This window comes from Pseudodesulfovibrio sediminis (assembly GCF_020886695.1).
Taxonomy (GTDB): Bacteria; Desulfobacterota; Desulfovibrionia; order Desulfovibrionales; family Desulfovibrionaceae; genus Pseudodesulfovibrio; species Pseudodesulfovibrio sediminis.
The window spans coordinates 1,019,068-1,037,737 of record NZ_AP024485.1; the positions used below are offsets into that span (position 1 = coordinate 1,019,068).

18 protein-coding genes and 2 tRNA genes are annotated in these 18,670 nt (G+C 52.0%); 7 read left to right on the plus strand and 13 right to left on the minus strand.

The genetic code is table 11. The features are described 5' to 3' along the window. Positions 1-41: 41 nt before the first annotated feature. The 3 genes from SRBAKS_RS05075 to SRBAKS_RS05085 all read right to left on the minus strand — a co-directional run bounded on the left by SRBAKS_RS05075 (position 42) and on the right by SRBAKS_RS05085 (position 2,776). Entirely contained in the window at positions 42-1,199 is a 1,158-nt protein-coding gene (locus SRBAKS_RS05075; RefSeq protein ID WP_229594306.1) for a GAK system CofD-like protein, read from the minus strand. Between the two features lie 66 nt (positions 1,200-1,265). Beyond that, entirely contained in the window at positions 1,266-1,796 is a 531-nt protein-coding gene (locus tag SRBAKS_RS05080) for a GAK system XXXCH domain-containing protein (RefSeq protein ID WP_229594308.1), read from the minus strand. Positions 1,797-1,870: 74 nt separating this feature from the next. Next, entirely contained in the window at positions 1,871-2,776 is a 906-nt protein-coding gene (locus SRBAKS_RS05085) for an AEC family transporter (protein WP_229594310.1), read from the minus strand. A 158-nt stretch (positions 2,777-2,934) separates the two neighbouring features. On the opposite strand from SRBAKS_RS05085, the gene SRBAKS_RS05090 reads away from it, so the two are divergent. Then, positions 2,935-3,021, plus strand: a tRNA-Leu gene (locus SRBAKS_RS05090). Positions 3,022-3,472: 451 nt separating this feature from the next. Here SRBAKS_RS05090 and SRBAKS_RS05095 read toward each other — a convergent pair. The 4 genes from SRBAKS_RS05095 to proV form a co-directional block, all read right to left on the minus strand. Next, entirely contained in the window at positions 3,473-4,987 is a 1,515-nt protein-coding gene (locus SRBAKS_RS05095) for a catalase (protein WP_229594312.1), read from the minus strand. A 288-nt stretch (positions 4,988-5,275) separates the two neighbouring features. Continuing rightward, entirely contained in the window at positions 5,276-6,280 is a 1,005-nt protein-coding gene (proX, locus tag SRBAKS_RS05100; RefSeq protein ID WP_229594314.1) for a glycine betaine/L-proline ABC transporter substrate-binding protein ProX, read from the minus strand. Positions 6,281-6,302: 22 nt separating this feature from the next. After that, positions 6,303-7,136 (minus strand): ABC transporter permease, encoded by an 834-nt coding sequence (locus SRBAKS_RS05105; protein ID WP_229594316.1) that lies wholly within the window; start codon positions 7,134-7,136, stop codon positions 6,303-6,305. Further along, the gene (gene proV, locus SRBAKS_RS05110) at positions 7,136-8,356 is read right to left on the minus strand and encodes a glycine betaine/L-proline ABC transporter ATP-binding protein ProV (protein WP_249778709.1); all 1,221 of its coding nucleotides are present in this window, start codon (positions 8,354-8,356) and stop codon (positions 7,136-7,138) included. Before proV ends, SRBAKS_RS05105 begins: the two co-directional genes overlap by 1 nt. Before the next feature lie 141 nt (positions 8,357-8,497). Here proV and SRBAKS_RS05115 point away from each other — a divergent pair, with 141 nt between their 5' ends. Further along, a complete protein-coding gene (locus SRBAKS_RS05115; RefSeq protein ID WP_229594318.1) occupies positions 8,498-9,070 on the plus strand; it encodes a hypothetical protein in 573 nt (190 codons plus the stop codon). 152 nt (positions 9,071-9,222) lie between these two features. Here the strand turns inward: SRBAKS_RS05115 and SRBAKS_RS05120 are convergent, their stop codons facing one another. Further along, a complete protein-coding gene (locus tag SRBAKS_RS05120) occupies positions 9,223-9,558 on the minus strand; it encodes a hypothetical protein (RefSeq protein ID WP_229594320.1) in 336 nt (111 codons plus the stop codon). Positions 9,559-9,772: 214 nt separating this feature from the next. Here SRBAKS_RS05120 and SRBAKS_RS05125 point away from each other — a divergent pair, with 214 nt between their 5' ends. Further along, positions 9,773-10,327, plus strand: a complete 555-nt coding sequence (locus tag SRBAKS_RS05125; protein WP_229594322.1) for a MarR family winged helix-turn-helix transcriptional regulator — start codon at positions 9,773-9,775, stop codon at positions 10,325-10,327. Between the two features lie 182 nt (positions 10,328-10,509). Here the strand turns inward: SRBAKS_RS05125 and SRBAKS_RS05130 are convergent, their stop codons facing one another. From SRBAKS_RS05130 to modA, 3 genes are read right to left on the minus strand one after another with little or no spacing between them, the layout of a single operon-like run. Continuing rightward, complete coding sequence (locus SRBAKS_RS05130; RefSeq protein WP_229594324.1) at positions 10,510-11,229, minus strand: ATP-binding cassette domain-containing protein; 720 nt, start codon at positions 11,227-11,229, stop codon at positions 10,510-10,512. After that, entirely contained in the window at positions 11,229-11,885 is a 657-nt protein-coding gene (modB, locus tag SRBAKS_RS05135) for a molybdate ABC transporter permease subunit (RefSeq protein ID WP_229594326.1), read from the minus strand. Before modB ends, SRBAKS_RS05130 begins: the two co-directional genes overlap by 1 nt. Positions 11,886-11,888: 3 nt before the next feature. Beyond that, positions 11,889-12,623 carry a molybdate ABC transporter substrate-binding protein gene (modA, locus tag SRBAKS_RS05140; protein WP_229594328.1) on the minus strand — a complete coding sequence of 245 codons (735 nt, stop codon included), beginning with the start codon at positions 12,621-12,623 and terminating at the stop codon, positions 11,889-11,891. A 304-nt stretch (positions 12,624-12,927) separates the two neighbouring features. Here modA and SRBAKS_RS05145 point away from each other — a divergent pair. From SRBAKS_RS05145 to SRBAKS_RS05155, 3 genes are all read left to right on the plus strand, one after another. Beyond that, positions 12,928-13,014 (plus strand) — tRNA-Leu (locus tag SRBAKS_RS05145). 407 nt (positions 13,015-13,421) lie between these two features. Then, a complete protein-coding gene (bioA, locus tag SRBAKS_RS05150; RefSeq protein ID WP_229594330.1) occupies positions 13,422-15,419 on the plus strand; it encodes an adenosylmethionine--8-amino-7-oxononanoate transaminase in 1,998 nt (665 codons plus the stop codon). A 7-nt stretch (positions 15,420-15,426) separates the two neighbouring features. Beyond that, a complete protein-coding gene (locus tag SRBAKS_RS05155) occupies positions 15,427-16,767 on the plus strand; it encodes a sodium:solute symporter family protein (RefSeq protein WP_229594332.1) in 1,341 nt (446 codons plus the stop codon). 99 nt (positions 16,768-16,866) lie between these two features. Here the strand turns inward: SRBAKS_RS05155 and SRBAKS_RS05160 are convergent, their stop codons facing one another. Beyond that, positions 16,867-17,175, minus strand: coding sequence for a hypothetical protein (locus SRBAKS_RS05160; protein ID WP_229594334.1), 309 nt, complete (start codon positions 17,173-17,175; stop codon positions 16,867-16,869). Positions 17,176-17,930: 755 nt separating this feature from the next. Continuing rightward, entirely contained in the window at positions 17,931-18,230 is a 300-nt protein-coding gene (locus SRBAKS_RS05165; RefSeq protein WP_229594336.1) for a DUF2325 domain-containing protein, read from the minus strand. A 203-nt stretch (positions 18,231-18,433) separates the two neighbouring features. Here SRBAKS_RS05165 and SRBAKS_RS05170 point away from each other — a divergent pair, with 203 nt between their 5' ends. Beyond that, on the plus strand, positions 18,434-18,670 hold the full coding sequence (locus tag SRBAKS_RS05170; protein ID WP_229594338.1) for a FeoA family protein: 237 nt from the start codon (positions 18,434-18,436) through the stop codon (positions 18,668-18,670).

The following is an 18,670-nucleotide window of genomic DNA, read 5'->3' on the forward strand; positions in this document are numbered from 1 at the left end:
CCATCAAATCCATTCCGACGGGAAGTGACGCCAGACGGGACTCATCGCGCTAAAGAGACCAGCACTTTTGTCAGGAGATGACCATCCAGATCAGGAGCACTGTCTTCTGAAACAAGTCGGCTGTCCAACACTTCAAGCCCGAGCTCACGGAGTTTGTCGACATCAACACCGCCATCATATTCGCCTTTTTCCAGATCCAGAAGCACACCATCAAGCACCCGACCGCCTTCCGGGGCACCGCTTGCCCGTAAGTGCTCCAGCAATATCACGGTCCTGTCAGCGACGCTCAAGCCTTCTGCTTCCGGATCGTGCCCCGTGCTTGGTACAAAGACCTTGAAACAGGGATTCTCCGCTATGGCCTGCCCCACACCTTCCGGCAGCAGATTGGCCACGACACTGGAATAGAAGCTGCCGGGAGGATAACAGATCAGATCAGCTGCTGCGATACGATCACGGCTTCCTTTTTGTATGGGATGATGAACAGGAGCCTCAACGTCAAGTGAGCGCGTCAGCCACAGCTGTTTTATGGGCGAAGACAACGGCGCGGCTTCCTTGCCGGTCATCAGATGTTGTCCAACGACGATAGAACCATCCCCCAGCCGGGCAGCCAGATGCAGATCCAGATCAACAACAGGAAACACCTTTCCACGCACACGGGCCAACTCGGAGAAGGTCTCGATGACCTGCTCCATCTCCCTGTCACTCGCCAGATAGCCTGCGGTGAGGATGAGATTGCCCACGCTCGCCCCTGCCAGATTGAAATCATCAGGCATGTAACGCATGAACGCCGTCATGTATTGACGAACGATATCATTCATGATGCCGGGAATGACATGAATCAAAAAGTGACTGCCATTCTCCATACGCTCCAGCTCTCTGCGCAGCTCTTTTTGTGACGAGCGCTTGGAAAGCCTGTGCGTGAACAGCGCGTATACGCCATTATTACCATGCACGGATTGATCAGCCAGGGCCATGAGACGATTCCGGATATCCCCGACCGCGGGCATGGAAAAAGCACGCCTCAGGACTGCCGAACTCCCCCCTGAATCAAAAGGGGTAATCAGATGAATGGAGTTATGCGTATAATGAATAAGCTGCCGAGAGGTTTCCCGCAACGCAGACCCACCGCTGAAGAAAAGAATGGCAGGTCCCTTTGCCGGGTTCTGCCTGCATCGCTCCAACCGAATCTGGTCAGGCATATGAATTTTCCGTGTTACAGACTCGTCCATATACTACACCCCGTGGCTACGGTTCAGTGAACAGCCTCAGGCAAATTTGGCATGGCACCGGCCCTTTTCATGGACCAACACATCTATAGTCGTATGCATCTGCGCCATATCCCCGGCGTCATAGGCCGCCTTGAATGCCTCACACGCCTTGATATATGTCTCATAAAACTCGTCTCCATACCCTGTATAGGAAACCATGAGTTCCGAATCCTGCAAAAAGGAATCTACAGCTTCCTTTGGAGGCGTCTCTCCATCATGAATCATTTTGACCAGCATGCGAAAGCTCGACTTCATGTGCTGCTTGAGGTCCTTGTAGCGCGGCTTGAGGGGTGCCCCGGGCTCTCCTTCATCAGCAAAGGGCGATGCACATTCCTGCTCGGTCTTGAACTTCATCTTGAGTCTGACCTGCCCGTATTCGGCAACACCGCTGACCTTGAACTTCTTAAAATCGTCCACGCAGGCCAACTCGTCAGTGCCCCCCTTCTCAAGGGCGTCAGCCAGTTCGCGAAAAAAGGCAGGGAGGTCTTTCTGTTCAACCTGCTTATATAACTTGGTTCCGTTTCCCATCAATTATCTCCATAAGAATATTGTTCATCCTTAGAAGAACAATTTTCCTGACAGGATGCAAGCGGAGAATGGACTCACATAGCCATTATAATGTTATACCAGACCGGGATAGTCAGAAAAGACAAGGGAATACCTATTCCAAGCATGCTGGTGGCCAAAGAGGGGCGCGCTCCATAGGTCATGGCGATAATACCACCGGTAACCATGGGGCCCATTGTGGACTCGAAGACTGTCACCCGGGCGATGATGTCCGTCTGGCCCAACACCCATATATATAGAATAGCTATAATGGCAGGCGCGATAACCATCTTGTACGTCAGCCCCAGTGTCAACTCGCGCAGGTTGCCCCGGATGGCGCTGAGCTGCAACGTCACGCCCACAGACAGCAGAGCCAGCGGACTCAGCGTTGCTCCCAGACGAGACAACGTACTGGAGAACCAGTCCGGATACGGAATCGGCTGCAAGGCAAATCCGAGCACAATGGCAATAAGCGGTGGGAAGAGAAGAATTTTTTTGGCCAGCGCGGCCCTTTCAATCTTCTGACCGGAGATATTGGCCGCCAGAATAATGCCGGGGATAGCCAGCACCATGAAAGAACCTGCCGTATCGCACAGCATCCCCACGCCCAGATATTCAGGACCAAAGAACGCCTCGATCATCGGCAACCCCACAAAGGAGGTATTGCCCAGCCCCCCGGTCAACGCCAGACAGACCAGGGTCTGCTTGTCCAGTCCCATCAATTTTCCGGCGAATGCAAAAAAAAGATAGCCCACACCGAACACGATCCAGGCCATGGCTGCGGGCAAAACCAACTCCGGCCCCAAGGGAAGAGAATGTGCGTAGAGCAGCGCCAGGGCCGGAAGCGACATGTTTATGATGACCGCATTGAGTGCGGCAGCCCCTTTTGTGTCGACGACACCGCAAACCCGCAAGACAATGCCCAAGAAAAAGCAGATGCCCAACAGCAAAAAATTCTCCATCACTCCTCCCATTTGTGCCGGAAAGAGTAGTGAGTTTTGGGGGGTAATTCAAGCAGATCGACATGCAATGCCATGATTCACCCATCAATTCCAAACTTTTTAAAAAAAACGCTTGCAAACGTCCTTGCCCCTCTATATAAATCTGTCTCCCTGAACGTGCCGAAGTGGTGGAATTGGTAGACACGCATGGTTCAGGACCATGTGGGGGTTTCTCCGTGGAAGTTCGAATCTTCTCTTCGGCACCAGTAAAGAACAAGGGTTGTAGCTCAATGGCTACAACCCTTTTTCTTTGGTAAACCGCGACCGTAGACTTGTTTTTCTTTCCCGACCACACTCGCCCAGCAGTACAAAAAAACGGTATATTCAGGAACCTTTCTAAAAGACTCTCCTGAAAAACGCCCTTCCATCCCCTTTTCGTCCAGAACTCCGAGTCGATCGTTGACTTTAAACAACAAGCAATATTAGTCAGTTTTGTTCGAGACGCAAACCTGCGCCCGGATTGGATGCCGGGCAGACGAATAGGTGCCACTGGTCTTCTTCATTCCAGGCAGACATCGACTGCATGCACTGTCCCAAAAAGTTCATGACAACAAGTCACAATAATTCGGGCGAAACCCCATATTGTCGCGTGCACTTTTCTTCAAAAAAAAGCCGCTTTCACAAGCGGCTTTTTTCATTCAATTCTATAACCTCGGCCTATTCGACCACGGTTTCACTTACCCGTTCATCCTGTGACATGGAAGCCAGCTTTTCGACCGTGGACACATCAAGCCCGAGTCCTTCGGCAACCCGTGTTCCATACTCTTTGTCAGCCAGATAAAAGAGCGCGCACTGCCGCAGTTGTATGGGCGCAGGCACACTTCCCATGCTCCCGACAATGTTGTTGATCAGATGCGTGCGATCCTGATCGGTCATAACGGTGCGATACAGATTACCGGGTTGCACGAAATCATTGTTCGGATGCCCGTACTCGTGCCGTCCTCCGGTTCCTTCAAGAGGGATCTCAGGCTCGACAGACACACCGTCCGGGCTTGGCCCGTCAAAACTGTTCGGCCAGTAGTTCGGGCCACCGCCGCCGTTGCCATCCACGCGCATTGCTCCATCGCGCTGATAGCTGTTTTCCGGCGCATTCTTGGGCTGATTGACCGGAATGAGATGATAGTTCGGCCCAAGACGGTGCAGATGCGTATCGTGGTAGGAGAACAGCCGCCCCTGCAGCATCTTGTCAGGAGACACGCCTATACCTGGAACCAGATTGCTCGGATTGAAGGCCGCCTGCTCGACTTCAGCAAAGTAGTTTTCAGGATTCTTGTTCAGCACAAGCTTACCCACTGTGATGGGTGGGACTTCCTTGTGCGGCCAGACCTTGGTGATGTCAAAGATATCCCAACCAAAATCCGTGGCCTGTTCCGGGCTGAGAATCTGCATTTCGAGCGTCCATGAGGGATACTCGCCAGCTTCGATGGCGTCATAAAGATCGCGGGTTGCATGGTCCGGGTCCTTGCCACACATGTCTGCCGCTTCCGGCCCAGAGAAATTCCTGATGCCCTGATCTGTTTTAAAATGGTACTGCACCCAGTAATATTCATTCTTCTCATTATACCACTTGTAGGTATGGCTCGAATATCCGTTCATGTGACGATAATTTGCCGGAGTGCCGCGATCGGAAAAGAGAATGGTCACCTGATGCAAGGATTCGGGGGTGAGCGACCAGAAATCCCAGGCCATTGTCGGGCTCTTGAGATTGGTGGCAGGGTCACGTTTCTGCGTATGAATGAAATCGGGGAACTTGAGGGGATCACGGATAAAGAAGACCGGAGTATTGTTGCCGGTCATGTCATAGTTGCCCTCTTCCGTATAAAACTTGATGGCAAACCCTCTGGGGTCGCGCTCGGCATCCGCGCTGCCCTTTTCTCCACCCACGGTGGAAAAACGAGCAAACACGTCTGTCTTCTTGCCCACTTCCGACAAAAAGGCGGCCCGTGTGTACTGCGTAACATCAGCGGTGACCTCGAAATACCCGTAAGCACCGGCTCCCTTGGCGTGAACCACACGTTCAGGAATACGTTCCCTATCAAAGTGGGCCAATTTTTCGAGTAAATGCACATCCTGCATCAATGCAGGCCCACGGGGACCGGCAGTAGCGGTGTTCAGATCGTTTCCGACAGGACAACCAAACGCACTCGTCAGTGTTTTCTTATCATTAGACATAGATACTCTCCTTCAAGGGTATACTCGTTATCTTGACTGCACATCCCGGAGTCTCGAAAATAAACAAATTAGGTTCGAAATTAACACAGAACACCGTTTTTTCCTAGCAGAGTACACATAAAGATAGCTTCATTGACACAAAAAACACATTTAGCCTGTGATTATATTCAGTTACCTACACCCTCGACAGCCCTCTTCCACACAATGCCGTTGAAACCAACCATACCCTGGCAAAAAAAAAGGCCCTTCGGAAAAATCCGAAGGGCCTTTGACTGATAAAGAGAGGTTTTATTGGACGGCTTTACGAGCAGCGTCCAACCAACCGTTCCACGTATCCTGATTCTTCGTAATCCATTCGTCTACATGCTTGGCAATGTCCTTGTCGGACTTCTCGCCTTCGTTCATGCGGGTGTTCTGTTCACTCACATCTGCCAGCGGCAATGTGAAGTTCTCCAGGAACGTTGCAGCAGCGGGATTTGCAGCCAGGAATTTCTTGTTGGCTACGACAGCGATGTCGTACACCACGAAACCGGGACGCAGGGGATCGGAAACAGCACCTTCGATGCCGGAGACCTCGCCTGTTTCATCGCCTTCGGCGGGCACGTTGATCCACATCACATCCTTGCCGGGCTTGAGTTTGTACACGGTCCAGTTAGGCGTCCAGGTGTAAAAGAACACCGGCTTGCCGGACTTGTATGCACCCAGAGCAGAAGCCATGCCAGCTTCATAGGCAGCCTTGCTGGGCTTGATGTAGTCGCTCAGATTGTACATCTTCATATGACTGGAGATGACTTTCTCACAGCCCCAACCAGCGGGACAAGCAGTCAGATCGGCCTTGCCGTCGCCGTTCTGGTCAAAGGCCTTGACCACTTCAGGACGTTTGAAGTCATCAAGAGACTTGATACCGAATTTTTCCACTTCCTTTTTGGAGACCAGATACCCCTGCATACCGCCAGCCTTGATGATCGGGGAAAGAATGGTGGCCTTCTTATCAAAGTTCTTGGGCAGCTGAGGGTTGTGCAGAGGGAAGTTGCCGTTGCACCAGTAGTCGATGTCACCCATAACGATGGCGTTATATGCGATGGGGTTTGTCAGATCCTTGGGCTTTTTCACTTCATACCCCAGTTCTTCCAGACCGCGACGGGCCAGAGCTTCCTGAAAAAATCCGGTGTTCCAGGTGGCACGTGCAGGTTTCAGCGTTACGCCCTCACCCGGTTTCATTTCCATAGCCATTGCAGTGGACGCGATCAGCACCGCGCAGATGGCGGCGAGCGTCAGTTTCAAGAATTTCATTGAACCTCCTCAGATTCTATTTTCATTTATTTTGTTGAGCCATTGCTTGCGTTACCCTGTCCAGCATGATTGCCATGAGCACAATACCCAGCCCACCGACAACAGCGCGTCCGATATCCAGAGTGTTCAGCCCCAGGATAACCGGAGAACCAAGACCACCGGCACCGATAAGGGCCGCGATAACGACCATGGACAAGGCCATCATGATGGTTTGGTTCAACCCGGCCAGAATGGTTGGCAAGGCCAGCGGTATCTGCACCTTGATGAGCACCTGCCACCGGGTTGCCCCAAAGGCCTGTGCGGCTTCCACCAGCTCCGGGTGCACACCGCGAATACCAAGACTGGTCAGCCGGATCAGAGGCGGCAGCGCAAAAATGATGGTTGCCAGAACACCGGCCACATTACCCACGGAAAAGAGCATGACGATAGGCACCAGATACACAAAAGCCGGCGTGGTCTGCATGGCGTCAAGTATGGGCCTGAGTATCATCTCGAACTTGTTGCTCCGCCCGGACATGATGCCCAGAGGGATGCCAACGACAGCGCAGAAGAAAACCGATGCGAGCACCATGGCCAGGGTTATCATGGTGTCTTCCCACAAACCAAGGAAGCCGATCACCACCATGGATGCCAGCGAAAACAGCGCCAGCCGTTTGCCGGAAAACCGCCATGCAACGAGGCAGACCACCCCGATAATAATGGCGGGATGCAAGGCATTCAGCCCTGTCTCAAGACCGTTGAGCGTCTGTTCCACAGGCCACTTCAAGGTTTGAAAGACATCCCGGTAATCATTCACGAGCCACTCGACAAATGTGGAAACCCACTGATCCAATGGAATAATATAGTTATCAAACATTATTGGTCACCTCCGGCATCGGCTTCGATTTCGGTTTTGTGCAGCGTCCTGAGAAAACGGTTCTTGGACACAACACCCTTGTAGACGCCATCTGCGTCCACAACCGGGACCGGCCAGCGACTGGAAGCCACCATGGGCAGGATATCCTGCATGGACTCATCGAAATTGACAGGATCGGCTTCATCAATAAACGCCTGGCTGAGCGGCTTGTCGGGGAGGCCTTCCTCCAGGGCATTCTGAATGCCTTCAGATGAAATCACCCCCAACAACCGACGTTTGCCGTCAAGAACATAGCCATGCTCCCGTGCACTGCCACTGAGAATCTCATGAGCAGTACGCAGGCTGCCTTCCTTGGTCATTATCAATGTAGGATGCGTGTCGCGCACGATATCCCCTGCGGAAATAACATTGGTCGGATCGACTCCGCGAAAGAACGCCCGCACATAATCACTGGCCGGATTTTGCAGAATTTCATCCGGCGTCCCCACCTGCACCACATTTCCGCCTTCCATTATGGCGATACGATCACCAATACGCAGGGCTTCATCCAAGTCATGGGAGATAAAAACAATGGTCCGCTGATGCTCTTCCTGCAAATGCAGAAGTTCATCCTGCATTTCCGTACGGATAAGTGGGTCCAATGCGGAAAACGCCTCGTCCATCAGCAGGATCTCCGGGTCGACCGCCAGCCCGCGAGCCAGACCGACTCGTTGCTGCATACCGCCGGAAAGCTGTTTGGGGAATTGATCTTCCCACCCGTTAAGGCCGACCTGCGCCAAGGCTTCGCGCGCTCGTTCATGACGCTTGGCCTTGCCTACACCGGCCAGTTCCAGGCCAAACGACGCATTATCCAGCACCGTCTGGTGCGGCATCAGGGCGAAAGACTGAAAGACCATGCTCATATTGCGCAACCGAAAATCGACGAGTTCCTTATTGCTCATGGCTGTTATATCGTGACCATCGACAATAACGCGACCTGCTGTCGGCTCGATAAGCCTGTTCAGCATACGCACAATAGTGGACTTGCCCGAACCTGACAGCCCCATAATGACAAATATTTCGCCGGTTTCGATGGTAAAAGAAGCGTTGTTTACTCCGACAGTCATGCCGGTTTTTTCAAGGACAGTCAGTTTGTCCTGTCCTTCCTGGAGCATCCTCAACGCTTTTTGAGGTTTGTCTCCAAAGATTTTGTATAAATTTTCGACGCGGATAGTACCCATGATTTCTCCGATAAATGTAACAACAGACCCCCTTCATTCAGAACGAAGGAGCTGGCAAAAACAAAGAAATGGAAAACTATCTATGGCAAGGGAACGCGATCGCGTAGCCCGGAAGGAGTGGTCACTCTGGGTTGACCATGTATGGGTGAATTAGCAGACCTGATTAAGCATTCTGTAGGTAAAAACATAACAGTCATCGCATTTTGGCCATCGGATATTGATCTGTTTATCTCGCACGAAAAAATGGCGAAATCCAGAACTGTATGGCAGCAGCCTACCACGAAAAAAGCCGCGACCCCATACACCCGAATCTTAGCGAATCAAAAAAACCCCTTGTTTTCATTACGCATTAATTCCAACAGAAACAGTACAAGAACTTCGGCTTCATGTCAAAAAGCATATATCCACATTCAGGTATTGTCACAGATTGTTTGCACGACCAACACAAAATGCCCCTCATTGACTGATTCCCTGAAAACCCCGGCAAACACAATCCACCTGTTCGCCTTGTATCGTCTCAAGGCAAAAGAAGACTTCTGCCATGTTCCATCAGACTGCACAGCAAAGAGGGCGGCAAACAGCAAAAACAGATCAATATCACCGAACAATCCACAGGAAAAACTCCCTTACCTCCATCGCTATTCACGTAAAACGGCCAGAACAGCCCTTTTCCAAACGCAACACTCAAAAAAACATTTACCACCAACAACCTAGAATAATAAATATTTTATCAAAAAAACCATCGGAACAAAATAAGAAGGTACCTTTTTATATTGACAACACAAAACCCCGCTCTATATATTGCAGGAAAGGAAGGTACCTTCAGACAATAACACACTAACAAAAAGGAACAGGTAATAATTATGTTAAACAAGAACACAGGACGCAGACACACCAGAGGACTGGGCAGAAATGAAACCGAATGCGGACGCCATGGACGTGGTGGATGCAACACTAACGGACGCGGACGTGGTCGCGGTCAGGGACAAGCCCTGAGCGGCCGAAATGAAGAACAACGTTCCGGTCGAGGCCGTGAACTCGGTGGCTGCATCACAAACGGCCGTGGACTCGGTCATGGTCAAAGACAAGGCCAGAGCGCCCGGAATGAAGAGCAGCGCTTCGGTCGGGGCCATGGACACGGTGGCCGTGGAAATGGCGGCAATCGACACGATGGACATGGAGGCGGACGCGGGGGTAGACATGGTCACCAGGGAGTGGAAGCACGCGGCAGGATGTGCAGGCGCAGCCCGACATCTCAGGCACCGACCGGCACAGAGACGCCGGTCGCAAACACCTCCCTGAGCACGGCCCCGGCCTTTTGCCCCCTGTGCGACAACAGGTGCCCGTCCACAGATCCCGGTTGCGGCAAGGGTGTTGCCTACCTCCACCGGATGTACGCCAAATAAAGGATAAACAATGACTGAAACCAACAAGAATGATCGTATTGATCCTGTGGAACTGGCCGGCCTTTTCCGCCGGGCCAGCAGAACGATGGCCCGCCTCTATCATCGCCGGGACAGTGCCCACCACGCCCAGGATCACGTTCTGTCCATTATCAAGGAGCGCGGCCCCATCAATCAGGGGGTACTGCTCGAGATACTGGATGTCCGCTCCTCTTCATTGAGTGAGATCATTCGGAAGTTGGAACGCAACGGACTGGTAACCCGTAACAGGGATGAACGCGACAGACGCAGTTTCGTCGTCTCCGCCACGGAAAAAGCAGGAGCCTTGAATACGGACCTCGACAATATGCGGGAAAGTGCTGACAGGCTTTTTACCTGCCTCAATGCGGAAGAACAGACCCAACTGCACGCGATACTGGAGAAAATCATCCAGTCCCTGGCCGATGATCCGCTCTCCCAGCCCGGAGGCAGATGCTGCAACCAGAATCGCCGCAGCCAGAGAAAAGGCAAAGGCGGCGGCATGGGCGGAAGAGGTTTTGGAAGAGGCGGCGGACGCGGCAGAAAATAAGAAGGATGCAGAGAACAGACTGGATGAAACACGTCTGCAACCGTGCGGCATTCAAGCTGCTATCCGCAACCACACCCACCCTGTCCCAAACAAGCGAAGGGGAGCGTTCCCGCTCCCCCTCTTTTATACAATATCAATGGCTACAGCCCAAACCATCTGATCTGATCAATTGACCGAACAGACTACTGGTCCATTACCCAATTTCCCGCAAGAACGGTCCGATAATCCGAGCCGTCATGGGCCACGTCATTATTTTGCTCATATTGCTTGTGTAGCCAATCAGATGACAGAGAGCCCTGCTCAACAGCCAGGACAGTATCACCGAGAAATACAGCCTCATCCAGATCATGCGTCACATGCAGGATAGGGATATTCAGGTCACTTTTCAAATCCTTGAGACGGCTGCGCAGGTTCCGTCGATTCGCGACATCAAGCGCTGAAAAAGGTTCGTCGAGCAAGAGCAACACAGGCTCACGGGCTATGGCCTGACAAAAAGCCGCCCGTTGCCGTTCACCACCAGAAATAGAGGCGGGTTTGCTCGATGCAAGATGCCGAATACCAAACATCTCCATAAGCTCATCAACCCTGTCCGGGTTTGGCGCGGCAAACGCCACATTCTTGCGAATGCTGAGATGAGGAAACAGCGTGTAATCCTGAAACACGAGACTCAACCCACGCTTACGGGCCGGAACAAAGATGCGGGCAGCAGCATCGGCCCAAACGTTTTTGCCGAAAGTGATACATCCCGTATCCGGCTTTTCCAGCCCGGCCAACAACCTGACCAGCGTGGTTTTTCCTGCACCGGACGGCCCGACAATGGCTGTCAGCGTACCGGGAGCGCACGAAAATTCCAGTTCAAGATCAAAGTGCTTCAACCGTTTTGTTACATCTACACGGAGCATTAGGACCGCCTTGCATTGATCTTGTTGATTATCATGAGAACCGCGAAACAGATTGGCACCAACGCCATGGACATTTTGAAAGCATCATCAAACCGAAGCGCTTCAACGGCTTCGAATATGGCGATGGAGGCAACCTGTGTCTGGCCGGGAATACTCCCGCCCACCATGAGAATGACGCCGAATTCGCCCAGACTGTGCGCGAATACGAGAATGGAAGCGGCTGCCAGACCACCAAGGCAGTTCGGCAGCACGATCCGAAAAAAGGATTCCAGAGGCGACAAGCCGAGAATGGCCGCGCTTTCGAGCAGCCTTGGATCCAGTTTTTCCAGCGAGGCGCGAAGCGGTTGTACCGCAAAGGGCAGATTGAAAATCAACGATGCGAACAAGATGCCCGCGAAGCTGAAAACCAACCTGCCCCCTGTCAGGTCTTCCCACAATCCCCCTGCTACCCCTCGTGGCCCCATGACCACGAGCAGCCCGAATCCCAAAACCGTCGGAGGCATGACCATCGGCAATGTAATGACAGCGTCAAGGAAGCTCTTCCCCTTGAATCTTCCGAATGCCAACAGACTTGCCAATGGAGAGGCAAGGATGGGAATGAGCAGCATGGTCCAAAAGGCCAATTTTGCCGAGAGGAGCAGAGGAGTCCAGTCCATAGCTTATTTATACCCGTATTTCAGCTTGAGAGCCTGGACTTCAGGAGTGGAAAGAAACTCGACGAAACGGGCTGCGCCTTCAGGATTGGGTGCGGACTTGAGTATGCACGCAGCCTGAATGACCGGAGGAGCCTGATCGACGACAACAAAGCATCCTTTCTTGCCTTCTTCCGTAAACACGGAGGAATATGCGCACAGCCCTGCATCAGCAGCACCGGTGGAGGCAAACTGGAAGACCTGAGAAATGGACTGACCGAACACGAGCTTGGACTGGGCCTTGTCCCAAATACCAGCGGCCTTCATGGCGTTCATGGCAGAGGTGCCGTAAGGTGCGGTTTCCGTATTGGCGATGGCGACCTTCTTGGCGGACGGATTCATCACGCCCGCTTTCCAATCTTCGGCGCACAGGGCCTTGTCGCGAGACCAGAGGACGACCTGTCCCTTGGCATACACGAACGGCTTCTGAGACAGTCCGTCGGCGAACAGCTTGTCAGGACGCTTCTGATCCGCTGCCAGGAAGACATCGAACGGAGCATCGCTGATGATCTGTCCGTAGAGCTTGCCGGTAGAGGCATATGTTGCCTGAACGGTAAGTCCTGTGGCCTTTTCAAAGGCGGGAATGATCTCTTTCATTACCGGGGTGAAGTTTGCGGCCTGAGCAATGAACAGGTCCGCAGCAAACGCCCCTGCAGGCAGCATCAGGGCCAAAACGAGAATAAATGCACAAATCCGTTTCATACCATCTCCTGAAATTAAATTTTCCAACCGTAATAATTTCCAATGCAATTGCTTTTCATATATGAATACATCGACATTTCATTCAAGTGTGTCACGCAAATTCCTAAAACCGTGACAAAAGAAAAACGCAAGGGGACAAAGAATTTCTCCCCTTCTCAGCTCCACAATAAAAACCGACGAGTCCCCCTGTCGCACAACCGCTCAGGAGCATCACCAGACAGCCCGCTTCCAAATAATGTCCGAAAAGTGAAAAAAGTTCTCGCCAACCGCTTGGATTTTATATAGAGAACGTCTTCCTGAACGTGCCGAAGTGGTGGAATTGGTAGACACGCATGGTTCAGGACCATGTGGGGGTTTCTCCGTGGAAGTTCGAATCTTCTCTTCGGCACCAGAATGAAACAAGGGTTGTGGCTAAGTAGCTACAACCCTTTTTCTTTTGTAAACGGCAAGTTACGTGGATTTCCTCTTTTTGGCATGATTCGCCCCAGCAGGGTCAAAGCCGCCGGAATCGCCTGTCGCAAATGTCCGCCTAGGGCGCGAAGATGCGCCGCGCAACGACCGATACGGGACAACCCCATGTCCATTTCCCACGGAAGGATAATTCTGGAATCCATTTACCGTGCGTTCTCTGACAAGAACTTTTGATAAGCGGCTTGTAAACACATAGTGACTCATCCAATCATAGAGGTATGAGGAGCCAGCATGAAATCATGGCATATTATTACGATGCACAGGTTTGCAATCTCCCGTGTTTACCGTTAATTAGTTCGCTCCAGTCACCATTTAGCCCCCCTCGCCATGAAAGGATACTTTATAACCGGCACCGATACAGGTGTCGGCAAAACATATGTCACAGCAGGACTTCTGCGGACTCTTGCTGATGCTGGACACAACGCACTGGCGATCAAACCAGTGCAGACCGGGTGCGTGGAAAAAGACGGAGAGCTGATCGCAGAAGATGTGGCAGAATACGCCCGCCTCAATGCATCGCATTTTCCAAACGGCTACCCCGACACATGTTGTCGAAAGTTCATTCCGGCCTGCTCTCCCCATCTGGCCGCAGAAAAAGCCGGTGACTATCTGGATCTCGATCAGTTGACTCGAGAAATACGCACCAAGGGGAAAAACCACGACCTCATTATTGTAGAGGGTGCGGGTGGCGTTGCTGTTCCTCTTACAGACACGCACACCATCCTCGACCTCATGCACCGTCTTTTCCTGCCGGTTATCATCGTGGCTGACAACAAGCTCGGCATGATCAACCACACACTGATGACCATTGAAACCGTGCGCAATCGTGGCCTGAATGTGGCAGGAGTGGTTGTGGTCAACACAAGTCCTCCCAGCGAAAACGACGCGGCGCTACGAACCGACAACGTCACGACCATCGCACATCACGGGGACGTTACAATTCTGGCCAACATTCCGTTCTTCGCAGATCAGAAAGAACGCGACGAACAACTCATCAGCCTTTTGACCAAGGCCCTCAACAAGTTATCCGCTGTTCCTGCATCAACGGGCGATGATTTGGCATTCGACCAAAACCATTTGTGGCATCCATACACTTCAGCCACAAATCCGTTAACGGCGGTCAAAGTTCGATCTGCCCGTGGAACGCGTATCGTTCTTGATGACGGCACAGAACTCATTGACGGCATGGCCTCGTGGTGGTGCGCCATTCATGGATACGGTCATCCAGAACTTGAAAGGGCCATGCACAGCCAGATCGGGCGCATGAGTCATGTCATGTTCGGGGGACTGACCCACGACCCTGCGGTGGAACTCGGCCGTAGACTGGTGAAAATGACACCACAGGGTCTCGATCACGTGTTTTTGGCAGACTCTGGCTCCGTGAGCGTCGAGGTCGCCATCAAGATGGCTATGCAATACATGCAAGCAAGCGGTCAGCCGTCCAGGACCCGATTGCTTACCGTGCGAGGTGGATATCATGGTGATACATGCGGGGCCATGTCCGTATGCGATCCCGATGGCGGGATGCACCATTTATTTGCCGACCTGCTCCCCAAACAACTTTTCGCTCCCCGCCCACAATGTCGTTTTAACGAGCCATTCGACCCCGATTCCCTAAAAGAGATCACGCATATGCTCGAAAGGCACAGCCATGAAGTGGCAGCTATCATCATCGAGCCGATCGTGCAGGGGGCTGGCGGCATGTATTTCTATCACCCTGAGTATCTGCGCGAACTACGTAACCTAGCAGATACCCACAACATTTTGCTTATCCTTGATGAAATAGCCACAGGATTCGGACGTACTGGCAAACTGTTTGCCTGCGACTGGGCGAACATTGTGCCGGACATTATGTGCGTTGGAAAAGCATTGTCAGGCGGCACCATGACTCTTGCTGCGACGCTTGCCACCAATACTGTGGCACGCACTATTTCTGCTGACGGGGGCGTTCTCATGCATGGCCCTACTTTCATGGGAAATCCTTTGGCGTGCGCCGTTTCCAATGCCAGCCTCGACTTGCTTGAGCGCTCAGACTGGCAAGGGCAGGTAAGCGCCATTGAAGTGTGGCTGGATGAAGCGTTTTCATCAATCCGCGACTTGCCCGGCGTTGCAGATGTACGCACCCTGGGAGCCATTGGCGTTGTAGAGATGACAGCTCCGGTGAATGTCCCGCGTTTGCAAGAATTCTTTATTGAAAACGGGGTATGGCTGCGGCCGTTTGGCAAGCTGATATATGTGATGCCCCCCTATATTATTTCCCGAGAAGAAATAGCGCGTATTGGCACTGTTGTGGTCCAAGCCATCAATCAAAACCTACACAAATGAGAACACCATGACACTCCTTGCACTATACTGCCTCCTCTTCATCGCCATTGGCGTTTATGAATTCATTAAACGCAAAGACTTTGAGGAGTTCGCAGTTGCCGGACGCCGATATGGCGGAACAGTCATCAGCGTTTCCATTGTCGCTTCCTGCGTGGGCGCTTCGGCGACCATCGGCATGACAGGATTGGCCTATTCCACTGGCACCCCCGCTTTCTGGTGGCTTGGCTCAGGGGCAGTAGGCCTGCTGATACTCGGTGTTGTTTTTGCCAACAAAGTTCGCAGCAGCAATGTGTATACCCTGCCTGACATGGCTGAAAAATTCATCTCTCCGGCAGCCCGTCGAATCATGGCTCTCGTCATTATCCCGGCTTGGGCTTCAATCCTTGCCGCCCAGTACATAGCTGCAGCAAAGGTCACCGTCTCCCTTTCGGGCATGGAGTACCAGACAGCACTCATTGCCAGCGCCGTGTTCATCTCCGGCTATACGGCACTGGGTGGTCAACACTCGATCCTCAAAAGTGATGTCGTGCAGTTCGTCATGGTTGCTATCGGGCTGTTGCTTGCCCTGTACTTCACCGGAAACGCTTCATCGGTCAATTTATCCGACCTTCCACTCCAGTTTACGAATGACACCTTCCCGCTCTCAAAATGGAGCTACTTCATGCTCATCGTCGGTGGCAGTTACGTGATCTGCCCCATGCTGTTCGGTCGCCTCTTTTCCGCCCGAAACGAAATACAGGCAAAACGCGGCGCGCTTATGGCTGCTGTTGGCATTGCTCTTTCTGCCGTTGTCATCGTCTGCATTGGCCTTTATGCCCGTGGAGTTGCCCCTATCGGGACGAATGCCGATTCAATCCTGACACAAGTAGTTCCCTCGATCATGCCGGGATGGGCCGGAACCATCCTCCTCTTCGCCCTGCTATCAACCATCATTTCATCGGCAGACTCTTGCCTCATTACTGCCGCCACAGTTCTTGAACATGACCTCATAGGTGGCAAGAACCTGGTCCGCTGCCGCTTACTTATGGCAGCCATTGGCCTCGGTGCCCTTGTCATTGCCAACTCAGGTGGCTCCATTCTTTCATTACTGCTTGCAGCAAATGATATATACGTTTGCGGCATTGTCGCTCCCATGGGAGTAGCAATCCTTGCTCACGGCAAGCGATTCATCAACACCCGAGTCATGTTAACCGCCATCATTCTTGGCGGGGTCTGCGGCCTCCTTGCAGCCACGACTGAACAAAAAATGTACAGCTATATCGGCGTTGCCACCTCTCTCGTTCTTTCCCTTATGGCTCTTGTCAAAGAACGCAACCAATGCGACCCAAACGCCCTCAATCACGTATAGCCATGCTCCCATGAACACGTAAGAGGGATTGCCCCTACCCCCTCTTCATTTTCCTAGAATTCTATACCGCGCAATGGCGGAAAGGCCATGAGAGGGGGATCAGAGAGACAACTGCGTGTGCAGCCGCTCGACGATATCTGCGGCGTGGTCATCATTCTCAGTAGTAATGAGTTCTTCCAGCAGCGCAGGAGAAACCTGCGTTGCATCGTAATGCATAGATAAGGTGCGCGAAAAAAGATTCAGCTTGGATTCGGTAACAGCGGCCGGCATTTCTGGTGGAGACTGGGCCAGCTTGAGTGCCTGCGGGTCCTTCATAAGCGCGAGAGCGAACTTGACGGTAATCATCCCTGGCGAGCTGTGTTTGATGGAAAGATATTTTCTCAGTGAAGCTATTGTCGCAAAATCCATTCGATTTCCCCATATTTCGCGGTCACGAAAGAAGAAGCCGATACGATCAGGTCACCCCCTCTTCATGAGCCGATTAGTATACAAATCCAGGCACGAGTAACGGCCCGGCGGGAACTGTGTCATTCAGTCAGCCAAGAGTCAAAACATATCACACCGCGCAACCATCTGCCGTGGCATTTGCGCCAAAGATCCATCCCATACAAGCCGTGTATGAAGTGCTTTCTATCCATGAAAAAGGCCGTTCACATTTTTAAAAGTTTAGCTTGCACTTGAAAATGAAATTCACTATCAAATAGACCAGTAGCAATCATCAACCCACGGAGCCATTATGAAAACGCGAACATCCATCAACAGCAAGTCCGACCCCACTTCATTTTTAAAACGAGGTTTCAAATCAATGTTCTGCAACTATGGAATCCAACCAGCAGCAGAGCCGCCTTTGGACACAAATAAAAAAAGCCACAAAGCGCTCTCTGAGCAAGGGGCTGCGGACTAACCGCCTTCCCTTCCGAGAACACGTCAAGGATCACCCACTTCGATGGCCAGGGCAACACTGTGTTGCGACGTGTATACCCGCTTCCGCCAAGCCTGCCCTGGCCTGCTTCCCGGCCTTCATCGTGAATAGACAACAGCGCACCTGCACATCGCAAGCATCCGAAAACATGCTTCGGACAATTCCACCGCAGCTGTGTTTGTTTCATATTCAAAACAACCGAAGGCTGACGAATGGCACCCGCATGTAGCGGAGCATACGCTCAACCACGCTCTTCGGTTTTCCCGCCACAATGTCCCATCAATTCAGGAAACACATTCAATCCGCAGGAATGACGCATATAGATGGGAATGTCTGTATCACGGACGACATTGAACACATCCTGTCGTGCCTTATGCGTTGTCTTATCCGTAACAAGGACAATGAAATCAGCACCTAAAATGGTATCAGAAAAATTCTCCACATCTCCCGAAAGGATATGCAGCTGTACCCCACTCTCTCTGGCTTCATAGACCGAAAACAACGCCTCCCAATCCACATTACCTATCAACGCTGCGCACATGGCATGACTCCATTTTGTTGAAATTGAAAATCGTTTTCATTTATTATTCCGCTCTTTTTCGTTTGTCAACAGTTGCAGCTCACACCCAGTCGCAAAATAAAAACCTGTTGACCACGGCGTAAACCGTGTGTAGTTGTCACTAATTGAAAATGAATCTCACCTTCATTATCAAGAATTTCGATTTACTTTAAAGAGGAGTGACAATGTCCAAAACACTACCGCTAGCCGAGATGAGTCAGGGAACCATATACCAGGTGCTCGGGTTTGAATCCGAGACATCCGTGTATGCGCAAAAACTGCATAAAATGGGCTTTGTGAAGGGGACACCGGTTTCGCTGGCACCGGTGGCAATGAAAGATCCTATCGTAGTCCAAATACGTGGGAGTCGCGTTGCCCTCAGAAAAACAGAGGCCAAACACGTGCTCGTGGAGGGAGCGTAA